General features: G+C 74.7%; 18 protein-coding genes and 4 tRNA genes. 11 read left to right on the top strand and 11 right to left on the bottom strand.

Annotated elements, in window-relative coordinates:
* Nucleotides 1–68 precede the first annotated feature (68 nt).
* Complete coding sequence (locus AB6N24_RS04015) at nt 69–623, bottom strand: NUDIX hydrolase family protein (RefSeq protein ID WP_258726567.1); 555 nt, start codon at nt 621–623, stop codon at nt 69–71.
* Nucleotides 624–773: 150 nt separating this feature from the next.
* Between AB6N24_RS04015 and trxA the strand changes: the two genes are divergently transcribed.
* Nucleotides 774–1,151 carry a thioredoxin gene (gene trxA / locus AB6N24_RS04010; protein ID WP_412868135.1) on the top strand — a complete coding sequence of 126 codons (378 nt, stop codon included), beginning with the start codon at nt 774–776 and terminating at the stop codon, nt 1,149–1,151.
* Between the two features lie 262 nt (nt 1,152–1,413).
* Nucleotides 1,414–4,452 (top strand): glycosyl hydrolase, encoded by a 3,039-nt coding sequence (locus AB6N24_RS04005; protein WP_412868134.1) that lies wholly within the window; start codon nt 1,414–1,416, stop codon nt 4,450–4,452.
* Nucleotides 4,453–4,620: 168 nt separating this feature from the next.
* Here AB6N24_RS04005 and AB6N24_RS04000 read toward each other — a convergent pair.
* Together AB6N24_RS04000 and bcp are read right to left on the bottom strand one after the other, a co-directional pair.
* A tRNA-Leu gene (locus AB6N24_RS04000) sits at nt 4,621–4,703 on the bottom strand.
* 56 nt (nt 4,704–4,759) lie between these two features.
* A complete protein-coding gene (bcp, locus tag AB6N24_RS03995; RefSeq protein ID WP_412868133.1) occupies nt 4,760–5,227 on the bottom strand; it encodes a thioredoxin-dependent thiol peroxidase in 468 nt (155 codons plus the stop codon).
* Nucleotides 5,228–5,366: 139 nt separating this feature from the next.
* On the opposite strand from bcp, the gene AB6N24_RS03990 reads away from it, so the two are divergent.
* The 4 genes from AB6N24_RS03990 to AB6N24_RS03975 all read left to right on the top strand — a co-directional run bounded on the left by AB6N24_RS03990 (nt 5,367) and on the right by AB6N24_RS03975 (nt 8,003).
* Complete coding sequence (locus tag AB6N24_RS03990; RefSeq protein ID WP_412868185.1) at nt 5,367–5,663, top strand: GroES family chaperonin; 297 nt, start codon at nt 5,367–5,369, stop codon at nt 5,661–5,663.
* Nucleotides 5,664–5,902: 239 nt separating this feature from the next.
* Nucleotides 5,903–6,205 (top strand): hypothetical protein, encoded by a 303-nt coding sequence (locus tag AB6N24_RS03985; RefSeq protein ID WP_412868132.1) that lies wholly within the window; start codon nt 5,903–5,905, stop codon nt 6,203–6,205.
* A 76-nt stretch (nt 6,206–6,281) separates the two neighbouring features.
* Nucleotides 6,282–6,357 (top strand) — tRNA-Lys (locus AB6N24_RS03980).
* A gap of 194 nt (nt 6,358–6,551) precedes the next feature.
* The gene (locus AB6N24_RS03975) at nt 6,552–8,003 is read left to right on the top strand and encodes a dihydrolipoyl dehydrogenase family protein (RefSeq protein WP_412868131.1); all 1,452 of its coding nucleotides are present in this window, start codon (nt 6,552–6,554) and stop codon (nt 8,001–8,003) included.
* An 84-nt stretch (nt 8,004–8,087) separates the two neighbouring features.
* On the opposite strand, the gene AB6N24_RS03970 is transcribed toward AB6N24_RS03975, so the two are convergent.
* The 3 genes from AB6N24_RS03970 to AB6N24_RS03960 form a co-directional block, all read right to left on the bottom strand.
* Nucleotides 8,088–9,086 (bottom strand): glycine betaine ABC transporter substrate-binding protein, encoded by a 999-nt coding sequence (locus tag AB6N24_RS03970; protein ID WP_412868130.1) that lies wholly within the window; start codon nt 9,084–9,086, stop codon nt 8,088–8,090.
* A gap of 222 nt (nt 9,087–9,308) precedes the next feature.
* Nucleotides 9,309–9,992, bottom strand: a complete 684-nt coding sequence (locus tag AB6N24_RS03965) for an ABC transporter permease (protein ID WP_412868129.1) — start codon at nt 9,990–9,992, stop codon at nt 9,309–9,311.
* Between the two features lie 85 nt (nt 9,993–10,077).
* Complete coding sequence (locus tag AB6N24_RS03960; protein ID WP_412868128.1) at nt 10,078–10,770, bottom strand: ABC transporter permease; 693 nt, start codon at nt 10,768–10,770, stop codon at nt 10,078–10,080.
* Between the two features lie 122 nt (nt 10,771–10,892).
* On the opposite strand from AB6N24_RS03960, the gene AB6N24_RS03955 reads away from it, so the two are divergent.
* Nucleotides 10,893–11,924, top strand: a complete 1,032-nt coding sequence (locus AB6N24_RS03955; protein WP_412868127.1) for an ABC transporter ATP-binding protein — start codon at nt 10,893–10,895, stop codon at nt 11,922–11,924.
* Between the two features lie 56 nt (nt 11,925–11,980).
* Nucleotides 11,981–12,901 (top strand): ATP-grasp domain-containing protein, encoded by a 921-nt coding sequence (locus AB6N24_RS03950; RefSeq protein ID WP_412868126.1) that lies wholly within the window; start codon nt 11,981–11,983, stop codon nt 12,899–12,901.
* Between the two features lie 106 nt (nt 12,902–13,007).
* Here the strand turns inward: AB6N24_RS03950 and AB6N24_RS03945 are convergent.
* From AB6N24_RS03945 to AB6N24_RS03930, 4 genes are all read right to left on the bottom strand, one after another.
* Nucleotides 13,008–13,083 (bottom strand) — tRNA-His (locus tag AB6N24_RS03945).
* A 76-nt stretch (nt 13,084–13,159) separates the two neighbouring features.
* Nucleotides 13,160–13,873: an oligoribonuclease gene (orn, locus tag AB6N24_RS03940; RefSeq protein WP_412868125.1), complete on the bottom strand. Its 714-nt coding sequence runs from the start codon at nt 13,871–13,873 to the stop codon at nt 13,160–13,162.
* A gap of 9 nt (nt 13,874–13,882) precedes the next feature.
* Nucleotides 13,883–14,293 (bottom strand): hypothetical protein, encoded by a 411-nt coding sequence (locus tag AB6N24_RS03935; protein ID WP_412868124.1) that lies wholly within the window; start codon nt 14,291–14,293, stop codon nt 13,883–13,885.
* 214 nt (nt 14,294–14,507) lie between these two features.
* Nucleotides 14,508–14,705 (bottom strand): hypothetical protein, encoded by a 198-nt coding sequence (locus AB6N24_RS03930; protein ID WP_412868123.1) that lies wholly within the window; start codon nt 14,703–14,705, stop codon nt 14,508–14,510.
* A gap of 223 nt (nt 14,706–14,928) precedes the next feature.
* Between AB6N24_RS03930 and AB6N24_RS03925 the strand changes: the two genes are divergently transcribed.
* Together AB6N24_RS03925 and AB6N24_RS03920 are read left to right on the top strand one after the other, a co-directional pair.
* Nucleotides 14,929–15,699 carry a phosphatase PAP2 family protein gene (locus AB6N24_RS03925; RefSeq protein WP_412868122.1) on the top strand — a complete coding sequence of 257 codons (771 nt, stop codon included), beginning with the start codon at nt 14,929–14,931 and terminating at the stop codon, nt 15,697–15,699.
* 44 nt (nt 15,700–15,743) lie between these two features.
* Nucleotides 15,744–16,649 (top strand): alpha/beta fold hydrolase, encoded by a 906-nt coding sequence (locus AB6N24_RS03920; protein WP_412868184.1) that lies wholly within the window; start codon nt 15,744–15,746, stop codon nt 16,647–16,649.
* Here AB6N24_RS03920 and AB6N24_RS03915 read toward each other — a convergent pair.
* A tRNA-Arg gene (locus AB6N24_RS03915) sits at nt 16,611–16,683 on the bottom strand. The two genes, AB6N24_RS03920 and AB6N24_RS03915, sit on opposite strands and share 39 nt — an antisense overlap.
* A 278-nt stretch (nt 16,684–16,961) precedes the next feature.
* On the opposite strand from AB6N24_RS03915, the gene AB6N24_RS03910 reads away from it, so the two are divergent.
* Nucleotides 16,962–17,909: dynamin family protein (locus AB6N24_RS03910; protein WP_489672051.1), on the top strand; the 948-nt coding region annotated here is incomplete at its 3' end.

The following is a 17,909-nucleotide window of genomic DNA, read 5'->3' as shown; positions in this document are numbered from 1 at the left end:
CCGAGGGGCCGCTCCTTCGCCTGTGCCCGCCGCCGGGACGGCCGACCGGGGACGCGTGGGCGGGCGGCTCAGGGCAGGCGGCCCACGTGCGCCATCGCCTGGCGCAGGAGGAGTCCCTGCCCGCCGGTCATCTCGAGCTGCACCTGGTGGTCGGCCGCCTGCTCGGGCGTGAGCCACGCGAGGTCGAGCGCGTCCTGCTGCGGCCGGCAGTCGCCCGAGACCGGCACGACGTAGGCCAGGGAGACCGCGTGCTGGCGCGGGTCGTGGTACGGCGTGACCCCGGGCGTGGGGAAGTACTCGGCGACCGTGAACGGCTGCGGCGACGCGGGGATCTGGGGGAGCGCGACCGGTCCGAGGTCCTTCTCGATGTGCCGCAGCAGCGCGTCGCGCACGCGCTCGTGGTACATCACGCGGCCTGAGACGAGCGCGCGGGACATGACGCCCTCGGGCGTCACGCGCAGCAGGAGCCCCACGGCGACGACGTCGCCGGACTCGTCGACGCGCACGGGCACGGCGTCGACGTAGAGCAGCGGGAGGGTCGCACGCGCGTTCTGGATGGCGTCGGGGCTGAGCCAGCCGGCGGGTCGCTCGGGCTCGCGGGGGAAGTCGGCGGTGTCGGTCACCGTGCTGTTCTACCCTGCCCGGCCCTCGTGCCGCTCGCGGCACGCTCCGGCGCGTTCCCCCCGCGTGCGCTCCCGCAGGGCCGGAGGGGAATACCTGGCCGCTCCCGTGTGCTCTACCGGGCGGAACCCACGACCCCGAGGAGGCACCGCATGGCCACCACCGAGCTGACCCACGACACGATCCAGCAGACCATCACGAGCAACGACATCGTGCTCATCGACTTCTGGGCGGAGTGGTGCGGACCGTGCAAGCGGTTCGGCCCGGTCTTCGAGCAGTCGTCGGAGAAGCACCCCGACGTCGTGCACGCCAAGGTCGACACCGAGGCGGAGCAGCTGCTCGCGCAGGAGCTCGCGATCACCTCGATCCCCACGCTCATGGCGTTCCGTGACGGCATCCTGGTGTTCAACCAGGCCGGCGCGCTGCCGGGCCCGGCGCTCGAGAGCGTGCTCCAGAAGGTCAAGGAGCTCGACATGGACGAGGTGCGCCAGCTGATCGCGGCCCAGGCCGCGGAGCCCGCCGAGGCCTGACCTGCACCGTCGAGGGCCCGCCTGCCACCCGGCAGGCGGGCCTTTTTGCATCCTTTGGTCCGTTGACGTGGAGTTTGTGCCTCCTTATCCTTCGGTTTGCCCTGCGGGTAGACGCGACATACCGTGTTCATGAGACCGCTCTCATAGTCTGACCAAACGGGGGCCGGACGGGGAGCGCGTCTCGGCGTCACGCAACGATGCGTCGACGTCCGACACACGGGGCAGCGTCGGATCAGACGTCGGCTCCGCGGGGGCTCCAGAGATGCACTCACGCACAGAGAACCATTCACCTCAACCCTCCACGGGCGCGCTGCGCGGCGCCCGGACGCGGGTCACGTCGGCTGCGCTCGTCGCGCTGCTCGCCGCGGCGACCGTCGGCACGGTGGCGTCGTCCGCCGGTGCCGCCGTGCGCGACGTCGGGGCCGGCGGGTACACGACCGACCAGGTCGGCCCCGCGCCCGAGGGCTGCGCCGCCCTGGCGACCGACGCGCGCGCCTACGTGACGGACGACGCTCCGGAGGGGCCGGTCCCGACGAACGACTGGTGGTCGTCGCTCCTCTTCAAGAAGTGGAACTGCACGGCGAGCGAGCCGCTGCACGCGCACCCGCTCGCCTACCAGCCCAGCGCCACCGGGCTCGGGCTGTCGTACACCACGACGCCCGTGATCAGCGGGCGCCCGGGCGGGGTCGGGGAGTTCCACTACTCCTACGCGGAGGACGTCGTCGTCGGCGTCGCCGGCCTGTCCGCCGGTGTCGTCGAGGTCGCGGACTGGACCGACTGGACCGTGACCGCGTCCTGGGCCGACTCCGACCAGTCGCTGCGCGCCACGATCGGCCACGGGCTGCCGTTCAGCTGGTACCACGTGACCGGCGGGGACGCGGTGCTCAGCTCGGCGGAGAAGCAGACCGTCTGGCTCAACGACGGCGAGACCGTCGGGTTCACCGCGGGCGGGACCGACTACGTCGCGTACGCCCCGAGCGGCTCGACCTGGACCGTCTCGGGCTCGTCGCTGCGCAGCACCCTCGGTGGCAAGGGCTACCTGAGCGTCGCCTCGCTGCCGACCACGGCCGACGACACCGACGCCGACCGCAAGGCGCTCGCGGAGCAGTACGCGGAGCACGCGTACGCCGAGGTCACCGGCACCACGGTCGCCTACGAGTACGACGAGTCGGCGGGGGCCGTGCGCACCACGTACGCGCTCGAGACCACCGCCCTCGAGGGCGAGCAGTCGGGCACCATCGTCTCGCTCTACCCGCACCAGTCGCAGTTCGTGACGGAGGCGGCCGCAGGTGACGGCTCCGCGACCGAGCTCGAGCGCGAGTACTTCTCGCCCCGCGGCGACATGACGACGTACGTCGGCGCGACGTCCTTCACCACCGAGACGCCGTTCACGGGCGTGCTGCCGGAGATCCCGGCCGTCGCGACCGGCGAGGGCGCCGCGAACACGCGCCTCGACGGCCTGCTCGACCAGGTCAAGGACGACCCGATGGGCATCATCAACGGCGACACGTACTGGACGGGCAAGGCCCTGGGCCGCGCAACCCGCATCGCCGAGATCGCCGACCAGGTCGGCCGGGACGACGTGCGCGACAAGGCGCTGGCCCAGATGAAGGCGACGCTGACCGAGTGGTTCACCGCGACGCCCGGCAAGGCCGAGAAGGTGTTCGCGTACAACGAGAACTGGGGCACGCTCGTCGGGTTCCCCGCCTCGTACGGCTCCGACAAGGAGCTCAACGACCACCACTTCCACTACGGCTACTACATCGTGGCGGCCGCGACGCTCGCCCGCTTCGACCCCAAGTGGGCCTCGGACGAGCAGTACGGCGGCATGGTCGACCTCCTCATCCGCGACGCGAACAACTACGACCGGGACGAGACCCGCTTCCCGTACCTGCGCGACTTCGACATCTACGCAGGTCACGACTGGGCCTCGGGCCACGGCGCGTTCGCCGCGGGCAACAACCAGGAGTCGAGCTCCGAGGGCATGAACTTCGCCAACGCCCTGATCCAGTGGGGCGAGGCGACCGGTGACACCGAGGTCCGTGACGCCGGTGTCTTCATGTACGCGACGCAGGCCGCCGCCATCCAGGCGTACTGGTTCAACGGTGCGGACAACCTCCCGGAGAAGTTCGGCCACACGACGGTCGGCATGGTCTGGGGCGACGGCGCCACGTACACCACGTGGTTCAGCGCCGAGCCGGAGATGATCCAGGGCATCAACACCCTCCCGATCACCGGCGGGCACCTGTACCTCGGGATGCGTCCCGAGGACGTGCGGTCGAACTACGCCGAGCTGGTCAAGGCCAACGCGGGCGAGCCGACGGTGTGGCAGGACATCCTGTGGGAGTACCTCGCACTGGGTGACGCGCCGGCTGCGCTGAAGGGGCTCGACGCCAACCCCGGCTACACCGTCGAGGAGGGCGAGAGCCGGGCGCACACGTACCACTGGATCGCCAACCTGGCGGCGCTCGGGACGCTCGACACCGGCGTCCACGGTGACCACCCGCTGTCGGCGGTGTTCAGCAAGGACGGCGACCGCACGTACGTCGCGGCCAACGTCACCTCGAAGGACATCACCGTGACCTTCTCGGACGGCACGACGCTCAAGGTCGCCGCGGGCACGACGGCGACCACGGGCAAGTACACCTGGAGCGGCGGCTCGGGCACCGGTGGACCCGGCGGCGGCGAGCCGACGCCGACCCCCACGGCCTCGGCGACCCCGAAGCCGACGGCCACGGCCACCCCGAAGCCGACGGTGACACCCACGCCGACCGCCACGGCGACGCCGAAGCCGACCGTCACGCCGACGCCGACCCCGACGTCGACCGCCCCGACCGGCTTCACGCTGTACCTGCAGCCGGACGGCTCGCTCGGCTCCAAGGCGGGCACGACGCCCACCGCGACCGTGCCCGTCGCCACCGGCGCCGACGCGGTCGGCGAGCCCGGCAAGGGCCTCGTCTACACGGCGACCGGGCTCACCGGGAAGCTCGGCGGCGGGACGACGTCGTTCGACGTCGCGCTCGACGCCGGGACGAAGGTCGGGCAGGCGACGCGCGTGCGGGTCTCGTACGACCTGACCGGCAACGGCAGCTGGGACCGCGTGGAGACCTACCGGTACTTCGCGACCGACCCGGTGACCGGCTGGGAGCGGTACACGCAGGCCGTCGGCCTGGAGAGCCAGTCCGGTGCGCTGGGCGACCTCGCGAAGGGGTCCGTGCGCGTCGAGATCTGGAACGTGTTCGGCGGGTCGACCAGCACGGTCGACCTCACCAGCTCGAAGGTGAGCCTGCCGTTCAGCTGAGGCTGACCGGCGAGCGCACCCGCTGACGGGACCGGTGGCCGTCCCCGCGTCGAGACGACGCGGGGGCGGCCACCGTCCTGTGCCCGGCGGGCCCGTGAGGTCCCGGACCCCTGCGGCTCCGGAGGACGTCGGTCGAGGAGGGTGAGGCGGGGCGACGGGTTAGCTGTGTGCGGGAGACGGGAGTCGAACCCGCACGCCCGTGAGGGCACCAGGACCTAAACCTGGCGTGGCTGCCGTTTCACCACTCCCGCGTGCGCACCCGGCTGCCGCCGCCCGCCGGAGGTGCGCGTCCGGCGGGCGGGGTGCGTCAGTCGATCTTGAGGTCGCGCCGCAGCTTCGCGACGTGCCCGGTGGCCTTGACGTTGTACTGCGCGAGCTCGACCTTCCCGTCCGGGTCGACGACGACGGTCGAGCGGATGACGCCCGTGACGGTCTTGCCGTACAGCTTCTTCTCCCCGAACGCGCCCCACGCCTCGAGCACCGAGCGCTCGGTGTCCGACGCGAGCGGGAACGTCAGGCCGTCCTGCTCCGCGAACTGCGCGAGCTTGTCGACCGGATCGGGGGAGACCCCGACGACGGCGTACCCGGCCCCCTGCAGCGCCGAGAGGGAGTCGCGGAAGTCGCACGCCTGCGTCGTGCAGCCGGGCGTCATCGCCGCCGGGTAGAAGTACACGACCACGTGCTGGCCGCGCAGCTCCGAGAGCGTCACGCTGCGGCCGTCGGCCGTCGGCAGCGTGAAGTCCGGCGCGGTGTCTCCGACGGTGAGGCGAGGCATGGGTCTCCGAGGGGCTCGTGCGGGTGGTCGGCGCCCGCAAGCCTACGTCGGGACGGCGGGGCGCGGCTGTCGCCCGTGCGGGTAGCGTCGGCCCGTGAGCCAGCCCGTCCCCACCTCGCGTCCCGAGCTCCCGATCCGGATGCTGAACGACCGCCTGCTCGTCGAGCTCGACGACGAGGCGTCCGAGCGCCGGTCGTCGGCGGGCATCGTCATCCCGGCCACCGCGGTCGTCGGCAAGCGGCTCGCCTGGGCCGTGGTCGTCGCGGCGGGCCAGCACGTCCGCCAGGTCGAGATCGGCGACCGCGTGCTGTTCGACCCCGACGAGCGCGCCGAGGTCGAGCTCGAGGCGCGCACGTACCTGCTCCTGCGCGAGAAGGACGTCCACGCCGTCGCCCAGCCGCACGCCGGTCGTGAGGGCACCGGGCTGTACCTCTGACGCCCGGTTCCGGGACGCCCGGCTGCGGGACGCCCGGTTCCGGGACGCCCGGCTCCGGAGCGGTCCGGGGAGACCCGGCTCCTGGGCGGTCCTGCCCCCGGCGCGCCGGGGTCACGGGACGCCCGGCGGGCCCCGCTGACGCCCGAGCAGGTGCGGCCGCTCGGGGCACGCGGGGGGCTCCTGCTTGCGCGCACGGCACCGCGGATGCTGCGATGACGGTCGACCAGGGAGATGAACGGATGACTGACAACCTCGAGAACCCGGCCGACGACGCTCCTGCCGACGCGTCCGTGGAGCCGACCGCGGTGACGCCTGCCGTCACGCCGCCCTCCGTGATGGACCTGCTGGCCGAGCACGTGCCGCTCGCGCTGCTGGCCGACCTCGCCGCGCCGGACGGTCCGGTGTCGCAGGCGATCCTCGAGACCGAGGGCATCCCGGAGGACGCCTGGTGGGAGGGCGACGACCGCCCCGCCTCCGCGGACGACACGGCCGGCGGCGCGGAGGACGAGCTCCCGGTCGACCCCGACGCGGCCGCAGGGTGAACCGCGTCACACTGCCGCTCGCAGGCGGTATCCGGTTCGCAACCACGGCCTGACCCCTGGTAACGTTTCGCCCCGCGCGCCATTAGCTCAATTGGCAGAGCAGCTGACTCTTAATCAGCGGGTTCGGGGTTCGAGTCCCTGATGGCGCACCACCGCGAGGCCCCTGACCTGGATGGTCGGGGGCCTTCGCCGTTTCGGGCACGGCCGCCCGCCGGCTCCGGCCGCCTCACCCCGCGCCGCGCCGCGCCGACGAGGTGCCGGCCGACCGACGCGCCGACGTCCGCCGACGCTGGTGCGCCGGGACGTCCGCCGCGACGATGAGGCTTCACCTCACGAGGGAGCGGACATGGCGCAGGACGACCGGCAGGTGCACGAGTACGACGTCGTGGTGATCGGGGCGGGCGCGGTCGGGGAGAACGCGGCCGACCGTGCGCACCGGGACGGACTCAGCGTCGTCGTGCTCGAGGAGGAGCTCGTCGGCGGGGAGTGCTCCTACTGGGCGTGCATGCCCTCCAAGGCGCTGCTGCGCCCGGGCGCGGTGCTCGAGGCCGCCCGGGCGGTCCCCGGCGCCGCCCAGGCGGTCACGGGGACGGTCGACGTCGCCGCGACCCTGGCGCGGCGCGACGAGTTCACGTCGCACTGGGACGACCACGGTCAGGTCGAGTGGCTCGACGGTGCCGGGCTCGCGCTGCTGCGCGGGCGCGCCCGGTTCACCGGGCCCCGCGAGCTCGTGCTGACCGGCGCCGACGGCGAGGAGCAGGCCGTGCGGGCTCGGCACGCGGTCGTCGTCGCGACCGGCAGCGAGCCGGTCGTCCCCGACGCCCTCGCGGGGGTCCGGCCGTGGACGAGCCGCGAGGTGACGTCCGCGGAGCAGGTGCCCGGGACGCTCGTCGTGGTCGGCGGGGGTGTCGTCGCCGTCGAGATGGCCGTCGCGTACACGGACCTCGGGTCGCGGGTCACGCTGCTCGTCCGCGGTGAGCGCGTCCTCCCGCGGGCCGAGCCGTTCGCGGGCGACGAGGTCGGGGAGTCGCTGGCCGGCCGTGGCGTCGACGTGCGCTACCGGGCCGAGGCCACGGCCGCGGTGCGCGACGAGCACGGGGTCCACCTCACGCTGGCCGACGGCTCGCGGGTGGACGCCGACGAGCTGCTCGTCGCGACGGGCCGCACGCCGCGCACCGCCGACCTCGGGCTCGACGTGCTGGGGCTCACGCCGGGGCAGCCGCTCGCCGTCGACGACGCGCTCCAGGTCACCGGCGTCGAGGGCGGCTGGCTCTTCGCCGCGGGCGACGTGACCGGACGGACCGCCACGACGCACCAGGGCAAGTACGACGCCCGGGTCGTCGGTGACGTGGTCTCGGCGCGGTTCAGCGGCGCAGACGGAGCGGCCGAGCGCGAGCGCGCGGCGGGACCGTGGAGCCGGTACCGCGCGAGCGCCGACCACGCCGCGGTGCCGCAGGTCGTGTTCTCCCGCCCCGAGGTCGCGTGGGTCGGGCGCACCGAGCGCGAGGCGCGCGACGCCGGGCTCGACGTGCGCACGGTGCGCTACGCGATCGGGTCCGTCGCCGGGGCTGCCGTCGCCGCCGACGGGTACGCGGGCACGGCCCAGCTCGTGCTCGACGAGCAGCGCGGCACGGTGGTCGGTGCGACCTTCACCGGCCCCGACGCGGCCGAGCTGCTGCAGGCCGCGACCGTCGCCGTGGTGGGCGAGGTGCCGCTCGACCGGCTCTGGCACGCCGTGCCGGCCTACCCGACCGTGAGCGAGGTGTGGCTCCGCCTGCTGGAGACCGCGGGCCTCTGACCGGGACGGGAGCCGCCGCCCGCGTCCAAACAGCACGACGCCCCGCCCGCCCGGTCGTGCCGGGGGAGCGGGGCGTCGTCGTGGTCAGCTCGCGAGCGAGCCGTCGCTCGACAGCACCAGGCCGATCGCCGCCTCGCCCTGGCGGACCGCCTCGCCGATCAGCCCGAAGTCGTAGGACGTGAACTCCGCGAAGTCGAGCCCGTACGTCTCCTCGAGCCCGGGCTGGCAGAACGGGCGCTCGGGGCACTCGGCGGGACCGGCGAGCACGAGGCCGCCGCAGGCCTCGGCGAGCTCGCTGAGCGTCTCGACGTCGTGCTCCTCGGCGAACGCGCTCGTCACCGCGAACGCGTTCTGGTCCTGCGCCTCGGCGACCGCGCCGAACGTCAGCCCGACCTCCTCGCCGAGCGACGTCAGCGCCGTGACGGTCTCCGCCGGGTCGGCGCTCGCGACCGGCTCCGCGTCGTCGCCGTTGACCTTCGTGTTGAGGAACTCGGCGAGCGTCGCCGCGTACTCGGGCGTCAGCGTGAGCTGGCCGCTCTCGAGCGCCGGCAGGTAGGTCTCGCGGTTGCCGATCGTCTGGACCTCGACCTCGTAGCCCGCGGAGCGCAGCACCTCGCCGTAGACCTCGGAGAGTGTCGCGCTCTCGGAGAAGTTGGCGGCGCCGATGACGACCTTCTTGCCGGCACCCGCGCTCGCGTCCGCCGCCGCGAGGCCCTCGTCGGCGACGTACTCGCCTGCGACCTCGCTCGACGTGCGCCGGTCGATGTCGACCGAGCGGTTCAGCTCGATGAGGTCGTCCGTGTCGAGCGACTCGGAGACCGAGTCGAGCAGCGGGACGAGCGCCGGGTCCGCCGCCACGGCCGCGGCGTTGACCGCCGGGATGACGTTGTCGGCGTTCTGCAGCCCCTTGTCGTCCTCGAGCACGACGAGCTCGTCACCCGCGACCGGCTCGCAGGTGGTCCCGCCGGCCGTCGGGGCGGCGGTCTCCTCCTCGCCCCCGCCGGAGCCGGGGGCACCGCACGCGGCGACGAGGAGCAGGAGTCCGGCGGCGCCGGCAGTCAGGATCGGGCGACGTGCGGGCATGGCGTTCTCCTCGCGAAGGCCTGGCGGGGTGGTGGGTCAATTCGATCGGTCCTGGCGTGCGTCGGCAACAGCACGGGCAGTGCAGCGCGTCACCATCGGGTCACGATCCGACCGGGCACGGCGACATCACCGGTGCCGGTCACTGACCGGGTCGGCCACGGTGTGACGGCCTGCGGTCCGACGGCCCAGGGTCCGACGCGCCACGGTCAGGAGCAGGCGGGTTCACGAGCGCTCGCGCGCGACGCGCCGACGCATCGGCCGGGGCGTGAGCACGCGCTGCCCGCCGGCCAGGACGGCCTCGACGAGCAGGCACAGGCCCGCGACGAGCACGCCGCCCGCGAGGACCTCGCCGTAGCGCTGCAGGGCCAGGCCCGACGCGATGATCGAGCCGAGCGAGGTCCCGCCGACGAACGCGGCGAGCGGCACGGTGGCGACGACCTGCACCGCCGCCGTCCGCAGCCCCGCACCGATCAGGGGGAGCGCGAGAGGCAGCTCGACGCGTCGCAGCGAGGTCCAGGCGGACATCCCCATGCCGCGGGCGGCGTCGCGGACGTCGGCGTCGACCTCGAGGACGCCGGTGTAGGCGTTCGTGAGGATGGGCGGGACCGCGAAGATCGCGACCGCGAGGGTCGTCGCCGAGCTCCCGAACAGCCCGGCGGACGCGAAGATCGTGAGCAGCGCGAACGTCGGCAGCGCGCGCGACGTGTTCGCGACGACGACGGTGACCGTCCCGCCGCGGCGCCGGTGGCCGAGCCACACCCCGAGCGGCAGCGCGACGACCGCCGCGAGCGCGACCGCCGCGACCGAGATCAGCAGGTGCTCACGGGCCAGCGCCAGCACGCCCCCGGGGCCGGTCCAGTTGAGGGGGTCGTTGAGCCAGAGCAGCGCCTCGGAGACGACGTCCATCACGCCTCCCTGGTCGCGCCGGGCGCGCCGCTGCTCGGCACGCCGCTGCCCGGCCTGCCGCCGTCCCGCACGACGCCGTCCCGCGTCATGCGGTCCGGCCCACCCGTGACCAGGGCGTCACGGCGCGACCGGCCGCGTACAGCACGAGGTCGCAGACGAGCGCGAGCGCGAGGCACAGGAGCGTCGCCGTCATGATCTCGGCGTGGTAGCGGCTGCGGAAGCCGCGGAACATCAGCTGGCCGAGCCCGCCGTACCCGACCACGACCCCGACCGTCACGAGCGCGACCGTGGTCACGGTCGCGAGCCGGACCCCCGCGACGATCGCCGGCAGCGCGTTGGGCAGCTCGACGGTGAGCAGGAGCCGCAGCCGGCCGTAGCCGAGGCCCCGGGCCGCGTCGCGCACCGCGGGGTCCACCCCGGCGAGCCCGACGACGATGTTGCGCAGCAGCACGAGCAGCGCGTACGTCACCAGCCCGATCAGCACGGTCGTGCGGCCGATCCCCGTCCACGGCGCGAGGATCGCGAAGAGCGCGACCGACGGCACGGTGTAGAGCACGCCCGCTGTCCCGACGAGCGGACCGGCGAGCCGCGGTCGGACGTGCGCGAGCGCGCCGAGCGGCAGGGCGAGCACGAGCGCGATGGCGACGGCCTGGAACGTCAGCGTCGTGTGCTGGGAGAGCGCGCGCAGGATGTCGTCCTGGTTGCGCACGACGTAGTCCCACGACAGCCACGGGTTCGCGGGCTCGGTCGCGGCGCGCAGCGCCCGGGAGGGGATCATCCCGGCGAACGTACCGGCGCCCGCCGACAGCCGCACAGGGGGTCCACCGACGGCCGCGCAGCGGACGGGCGGACGCTCGCTCGGGAGGGCCGTTGTCGGTCCGGCCCGGTAGCGTCCCCGGGATGGGAACCGCGATCGCGTTCGAGCACGTGCGCAAGGTCTACGTGGACGGCTCGGTCGCGGTCGAGGACCTCTCGCTCGAGGTCCGCGAGCACGAGCTGCTCGCGCTCGTCGGCCCGTCGGGCTGCGGCAAGTCCACGACGCTGCGCATGGCGAACCGCCTCGTCGAGCCCTCGTCGGGCCGGATCCTGCTCGGCGGCGAGGACGTCACGCACGCCGACGCGGTCGAGCTGCGCCGGCGCATGGGCTACGTGATCCAGCACGTCGGCCTGTTCCCGCACCGCACGGTCGCGCAGAACGTCGCGACCGTCCCCGTGCTGCTGCGCTGGGACCGTCGCCGGACCACCGCGCGCGTCGAGGAGCTGCTCGACCTCGTCGGCCTCGACCCCGGGGTGTACGCCCGGAGGTACCCGCACGAGCTCTCGGGCGGCGAGCGCCAGCGCGTCGGCGTCGCGCGCGCGCTCGCGTCGGACCCGCCGGTGCTGCTGATGGACGAGCCGTTCGGCGCGGTCGACCCGGTCGGGCGCCGCCGCCTCCAGACGGAGTTCGCGCGGATCCGCCGCGAGCTCGGCACGACCGTGATGCTCGTCACGCACGACGTCGACGAGGCCGTCCGCCTCGGGGACCGCATCGCGGTGCTGAGCAAGGGAGGCCACCTCGAGCAGCTCGCCGACCCGGTGCAGGTGCTCGCGGCACCCGCGAGCCCCGCGGTGGCCGACCTCGTCGGGCAGGGGGCGGCCGTCCGGCTGCTCTCGCTGGGCCGCGTCGAGCTGACGGACCTGACGCTCGCCCCGGGCGCTCCCGGTGCTGGTGACGCGCACGGGTCGGGCGTCACGCCGGCCGACGCCCTCCCGCTCGGGGCGTCGCTCGACGCCGCCTTCGCCCGGTTGGCGGCTGCCCCCGACGGGCACGTGCCGGTCACGGACGAGGGGCGGGTCGTCGGCTCGCTCGACGGCGCGTCGCTGCTCGCCGCCCTGAACCGCGTGACGCGCGCGGCGCACGACGGTGAGGCGCCGGCCGGTCGCACGGCCTGACCGCCCAGGGCCGCAGCCGCGCTGTGGCCCGGACGGCGGCTCGCTACGCTGCACGGGTGACCCAGCCCCGCATCGCCCTCGCGACCTCGTCCGCCCTCCCCGAGCTCGAGGCCGACGACCGCCCGCTGGTCCCGGCCCTGGCGGAGCGCGGCATCACCGCCGAGCCCGTCGTCTGGGACGACCCGGCGGTCGACTGGTCGTCCTACGACCTCGTGCTGATCCGCTCGACGTGGGACTACACCCAGCACCCCGAGGAGTTCCTCGCCTGGACCCGCAAGGTCCAGGAGGTCTCGCGCCTGGTCAACCCGGCGCCGGCCGTCGCGTGGAACGTCGACAAGCAGTACCAGCGCGCGCTCGAGAGCGCCGGCCTGCCGATCATCCCGACCATCTGGCTCGACCCGGAGCGCAACTTCGACTCGCGCGCGATCCACACGCGCTTCCCGGCGTTCGGCGACTTCGTCATCAAGCCGACCATCTCGACGGGCTCGCGGGACACCGGCCGCTACAACGCCGGGGAGACCCCGTCGCGGGCCCTGGCCATCACGCACGCGAAGAACCTGCTCACCGCGGGCCGGCACGTCATGGTCCAGCGCTACCTCCGGCAGGTCGACTCCGTCGGCGAGAGCGCGCTCGTGTTCGTGGACGGCCGGTTCAGCCACGCGGTCCGCAAGGCCCCGCAGCTCGAGGGCCCGTTCCGCGCCGAGGACGCCGAGGGTGACACCGTGAAGCGGGAGGTCATGACCGCGCGCGAGGCGAGCGCGGAGGAGATCGCGGTCGCCGAGCGCGTCGTCGCGGCGCTGCCGCAGCTCGTGGACGGCCTCGAGGGCCCGCTGCTGTACGCGCGCGTCGACCTGGTCCCGGACGACGCCGGTCACCCCGTCGTGCTCGAGCTCGCCCTGACGGAGCCGTCGCTGTTCTTCTCGCTCGGCGACGGGTCCCTCGAGCGCTTCGCGGACGCCCTCGCGGCCAGGCTCTGAGCCCCGCGGCCCGCGAGCCGGGTCCGGCCCACGGGGCCGGCTCGGCGGCGAGGCAGCCGACAGCACGACGAAGGCCCCGCACTCGAGGAGTGCGGGGCCTTCGTGCTGGGGTGAGTAACGGGACTTGAACCCGCGACCCCCTGGACCACAACCAGGTGCTCTACCAGCTGAGCTATACCCACCATGCCTGCGCGGCACCCGTCGCTCCGGGTCCCGGCCAGCCTGCGCCGCGGACGGCGCGAGAAGAAGTGTACAAGGTCAGGCGGGGTGCGGTGCACCGGATACCGCGGCGCCGGCCGCGTCACCGGTCCCGGCGCCCGTCGGCGCCGCGGACGCACCGCCCGCGACCGACGTCGCGACGACCTCGGCGGCGATGGCCTTCGCGGTCTTGGAGTCCGGCCCCGGCTGCGGCACGAGGAGCGCCGCCCGGTAGTACCGCAGCTCGTCGATGCTCTCGAGGATGTCCGCGAGCGCGCGGTGCCCGCCGTTCTTCTTGGGCGACGCGAAGTACACGCGCGGGTACCAGCGCCGGGCGAGCTCCTTGATCGAGGAGACGTCGATCACGCGGTAGTGCAGGTAGCCGACGAGCTCGGGCATGTCGCGGTCGAGGAACGTCTTGTCCGTGCCCACGGAGTTGCCCGCGAGCGGCGCGCGCCCGGGCTCGGGGACCCACTCCCGGATGTAGTCGAGCACCTGCTCCTGCGCCTGGGCGAGCGTCGTGCCGCCGGGCAGGTCGAGCAGCAGCCCGGACGTCGTGTGCATGTCCCGCACGAAGTCGTTCATCTGCTCGAGCGCGCCCGGCGGGGGTGCCACGACCACCTCGACGCCCTCGCCGAGCACGTTGAGCTCGGAGTCCGTCACGACCGCGGCGACCTCGATGAGCGCGTCCGCCGTGAGGTCGAGGCCCGTCATCTCGCAGTCGATCCACACGATCCGGTCGTTGCTCGTGTGTCCGTTACCCGTCGTCGTCACCCCGCCAGCCTACGGCGCCGGTCGGCGCGGGCCCGACCTGCCCGGTTCGCCTGGCGCGCCGTCGCTCGTCCCGTCCGGGGTGCTCGACGTCCCGGGCGCGTCCGGCACGGGCGGGACGGGGGGAACGGTCGAGGCCACCCACCCCGCGAGCACGACGACGACCGCGGCGACGCCGCCCGCGACCAGCGCGGTGCGCCACGGCAGCCCGGCCCACGCCAGGACGAGCGTCATGGCCCCGCCGGCGACCGTCCCGAGCACGACCCGCTCGCCGAGCGCGCGCAGGGCTGCGCGGACGCGCGGGCCCCGGCCCGGCCGTGCGGCGGGGCGGCCCGACGCGACGTCGCCGGAGCTCACGACGCGGGCAGGGCGCGCGAGCCGGTCGGCGGCGTCACCCGGGGAGTCATGCGCCCATGCTTCCACGCGGCCCCGACCGGCGGGCGCGGATCGGTCCCTGCGGGCAGCGCGACGACGCGGACCCCGGGGGTGGTCCGCGTCGTCGGTCGTGCGGTGCAGCGTCGTGCCGGGAGGTGCGACCCCGAGCGCCGGTTCGCACGCGCGGGCTCGGCGTGCGCCGGGCTCAGCGTGCGGCGTCGGGCGCAGCGTGCGGCGCCGGGCTCGGCGTGCGGCGCCGGGCTCAGCGTGCGGCGCCGGCGAGAGCCGGGACCGCGAGGATCAGCCACGGACGGCGCCGCTGTTGGGGTGGTCGACCCGAGGCGTCCGACGCGGGATCTCGGCGGTCGAGGACCGGGCGGCGCGCCCGCTCCGCACGCGCGGCGGCGAGGCGCTCCTCGTGGTCGCGACGGATGAGGTCGTAGGTCGTGGTGGGGTGCATGGTGGTGGTCTCCGTGAGGTCGTGCGAGTGGGCCTGGCCTGGCCCGGGAGGTCACCGCGGTACGTCCACGGAACCACCGCGCCGGTGCCCGGGTCATCCCTTTTTCGCGCGGCCGGTCCCGCGACGGACCGGGTGCAGGGCGTGTCTCGCTCCGCCCCGCGACGAGCCCGTCCACCCGCGGGCTCGGCGCGCCGGTCGCGACGCGCCTGGGTAGCGTCGGTGCATGTCCCACGAGCACACCGTCCCCGGCGACGTCTCGTCGCTGCGCCGCGCGTGGTCGCGGGTCACGGGTGACGCGCTCGTGCGCGCGACCGTCCCGGGCCTGCTGCTCGTCGCGTTCGGCCTGGCCGTCTTCGGGGGGCTGCTCGACGGCGTGCAGGAGCAGGACGACCTGACGGAGCTCGACCGCCCGCTGCTGACGTGGCTCGTCGAGCAGCGGGGCGAGGCGGCGACCGCGGTGCTCGCGGCCATCACGTTCGTCACCGGGCCGACCGTGCTCCCGGCGGTGGTCGTCGTGGCGTGCGCGCTCTGGGGCCTCGCACGGCGGGAGTGGTGGCGACCGCTGCTCCTCGCGGGCGCCATGGCGGGCTCGACGCTGCTCTCGCTCGCGATCAAGGGGCTGGTCGCGCGCCCCCGGCCGCCGACGGAGACGATGGACATCCCCGGCGCGGAGACGACGGCCTCGTTCCCGTCGGGTCACACGATCGGCACGGCGACGTTCCTGCTCGTCGCGGGCTACCTCGCGTGCCGCCGACGCCCGACGGCCGCCCGCATCGTGACGTGGACGATCGGGGCAGCGCTCGGCATCGCCGTGGTCGGGCTGAGCAGGCTGTACCTCGGCTACCACTTCCTCACGGACGTGCTCGCGGCCATCGCGCTCGCGGTGGCGATCACGGGGGTCGTGACGATCGTGGACCGGTGGCGCGCGTGGAAGTCGGCGCGGGGGCACGGGGGCGACCTGCCGCCCGACGAACCGCTGCGACCGGTGGACTGAGCACCCCGACACCGGGGCGCGACGGACGGGACGGGTGAGCGGCGATGGACAGCTTCACGCGGGACGGCCTGACGTTCGACGTCCGCGACACGGGGCCGGCGGGGGCCCCGACGGTCGTGTGCCTGCACGGGTTCCCGCAGGACGCGCGCTCGTTCGACGCCGTCGTCCCCGGCCTCGTCGCCGCCGGGTTCCGGGTCCTCGCCCCCGACCAGCGCGGCTACTCCCCGGGTGCCCGGCCGGCGGGGCGCCGCGCGTACGTGCTGCGCGAGCTGGTCGCCGACGTCGAGGCATTGCTCGACGCGGCGGGTGCCGAGCGGGCGCACGTCGTCGGCCACGACTGGGGCGGCGCCGTCGGCTGGGCGTTCGCGAGCCGGCGCCGCGAGCGCACGGCGTCGCTCACGGTGCTCTCGACCGCGCACCCGGCGGCGATGGTCCGAGCCCTGACGCGCAGCTCGCAGGCGCTGCGCTCGGCGTACGTCGGTGGCTTCCAGGTCCCCTGGCTGCCCGAGCGCCTGCTGCTCGCGCGGGGCGGTGCGGCACTCCGTCGCGCGCTCGTGCGCTCCGGGCTGCCCGAGCACCTCGCCGAGCACGACGTGCGCCGGATGCAGGAGCCGGGGGCGCTCACGGCGGCGCTCGGGTGGTACCGCGCGATCCCGCTGGGGCGGAGGTTCGCCGCGGGCGAGGTGTGCGTGCCGACGGTGCTCGTGACCGGGCGGCAGGACCGGTTCTTCGCGCCCGCGTCGGTCGAGGGCACCCGGCCTCTGGTGCGCGGGCCGTACGAGCACCGACCGCTGGCCGCCGGGCACTGGCTGCCCGAGACGCGACCGGGCGACGTGGTCGAGGCCGTCCTCGCCGCGGTGCGCACGGCGGACGCGGAGCGGGGTGACGGAGCGGCGCCGGTGCCGCCGGTGTGCCCCCAGCAGGACTCGAACCTGCAACCTACGGATTAGAAGGCCGTTGCTCTATCCATTGAGCTATGAGGGCGGGGCCCGGCCGTCGGTGCTCGCGCGGAGCGCCGGGCCGCCGGGTCTCTCCGGCCTACCGTATCGGCTCGTCCCGCGCGCGCTCGCGACCCGGTGCCACGCGGCCGGGTCGAGGCGCCCGGGCCGCCTGTGACGGTCGACACGCGCACCGGCGGACCCGCCGCGGTCGCTGCGGCGCGTGCGTTTGGCCTGTTCACGTCGGCACGCGACTATAGGGACGTGAGTGCGCACGCGGGGACCGCAGTCGCTGAGGAGCTGCTCGTCCGGCCCCTGGCGCAGATGTCGCTGCTCGACGCCGTGCGCGTGCTGCACCGGGACGTCGAGCGGACGGGGTTCCCCCTGGACGTCCCCGGCGTCCCCGAGGCGCGGGCGTCCCGGGCCCGCCTGCTCGACCAGCTCGCCGACCACCTCGTCCCGCGGCTCGAGGAGCTCTCGGCGCCCGCGGTCGTCGTCGTGGCCGGCTCGACCGGCGCGGGCAAGTCGACGCTCGTGAACTCCCTGCTCGGCGCCGAGGTCACCGCCGCGGGCGTGCTGCGGCCGACGACGCGCCGCCCCGTGCTCGTGCACCACCCGGACGACGAGGACCTCCTCGCGCACCACCCCGTCCTCGAGGCCGTCGAGGTCGTCGCGAACGCGCACGTCCCGCGCGGGGTCGCGCTGCTCGACGCCCCGGACCTCGACTCGGTGCTCGAGTCGAACCGGGCGTCGGCGCACCGGCTCCTCGAGGCCGCGGACCTGTGGCTCTTCGTCACGACGGCCGCGCGCTACGGCGACGCGCTCCCGTGGCAGGTGCTCAAGGGTGCCGTCGCGCGCGGGGCCTCCATCGCGATGGTGCTCAACCGCGTGACCCCGGCGTCCCTGCCGACCGTGCGCGGCGACCTGCTCGAGCGCCTGCGCGCGCACGGGATGCAGGGGGCGCCGCTGTTCGTGGTGCCGGACGTCGGGCCGCACGAGGGTCTGCTGGGCTCCGCGGTCGTCGCGCCGATCCACCGCTGGCTCACGATGCTCGCCGGCCCCGACCGCGCGCGCACCGTCATCGGACGCACGCTCCGCGGCTCGCTCGCAGCCCTGCGCCCGTGGGTCGACGAGCTCGCCGAGGCGGTGCAGGCGCAGGCCGACGCCGCCCAGGCGATCGCCGCGGAGCTCGACGTGGCCGCGGCCGGGCCCGCCGACGCCGCGCGCGCCGCCGTGCACGGCGGGGTCGTCGCGGACGGTGCGGTGCGTGCC

Origin of the sequence: Cellulomonas jepli, from assembly GCF_047229345.1 — a bacterium.
In the GTDB taxonomy this organism is placed as follows: domain Bacteria; phylum Actinomycetota; class Actinomycetes; order Actinomycetales; family Cellulomonadaceae; genus Cellulomonas_A.
The sequence above is the reverse complement of the archived record's forward strand: the minus strand, read 5'-3'. Positions and strand labels throughout refer to the sequence as shown.

Coding starts and splice junctions, on each gene's coding strand:
- AB6N24_RS03990 (WP_412868185.1), top strand. CDS start 5,367: ATGCTGAACGACCGCCTGCTCGTCGAGCTCGACGACGAGGCGTCCGAG.
- AB6N24_RS03930 (WP_412868123.1), bottom strand. CDS start 14,705: ATGCACCCCACCACGACCTACGACCTCATCCGTCGCGACCACGAGGAG.
- AB6N24_RS03955 (WP_412868127.1), top strand. CDS start 10,893: ATGGGAACCGCGATCGCGTTCGAGCACGTGCGCAAGGTCTACGTGGAC.
- AB6N24_RS03965 (WP_412868129.1), bottom strand. CDS start 9,992: ATGGACGTCGTCTCCGAGGCGCTGCTCTGGCTCAACGACCCCCTCAAC.
- bcp (WP_412868133.1), bottom strand. CDS start 5,227: ATGCCTCGCCTCACCGTCGGAGACACCGCGCCGGACTTCACGCTGCCG.
- AB6N24_RS04005 (WP_412868134.1), top strand. CDS start 1,414: ATGCACTCACGCACAGAGAACCATTCACCTCAACCCTCCACGGGCGCG.
- AB6N24_RS03920 (WP_412868184.1), top strand. CDS start 15,744: ATGGACAGCTTCACGCGGGACGGCCTGACGTTCGACGTCCGCGACACG.
- AB6N24_RS03925 (WP_412868122.1), top strand. CDS start 14,929: ATGTCCCACGAGCACACCGTCCCCGGCGACGTCTCGTCGCTGCGCCGC.
- AB6N24_RS03970 (WP_412868130.1), bottom strand. CDS start 9,086: ATGCCCGCACGTCGCCCGATCCTGACTGCCGGCGCCGCCGGACTCCTG.
- AB6N24_RS03985 (WP_412868132.1), top strand. CDS start 5,903: ATGACTGACAACCTCGAGAACCCGGCCGACGACGCTCCTGCCGACGCG.
- AB6N24_RS03960 (WP_412868128.1), bottom strand. CDS start 10,770: ATGATCCCCTCCCGGGCGCTGCGCGCCGCGACCGAGCCCGCGAACCCG.
- AB6N24_RS03975 (WP_412868131.1), top strand. CDS start 6,552: ATGGCGCAGGACGACCGGCAGGTGCACGAGTACGACGTCGTGGTGATC.
- trxA (WP_412868135.1), top strand. CDS start 774: ATGGCCACCACCGAGCTGACCCACGACACGATCCAGCAGACCATCACG.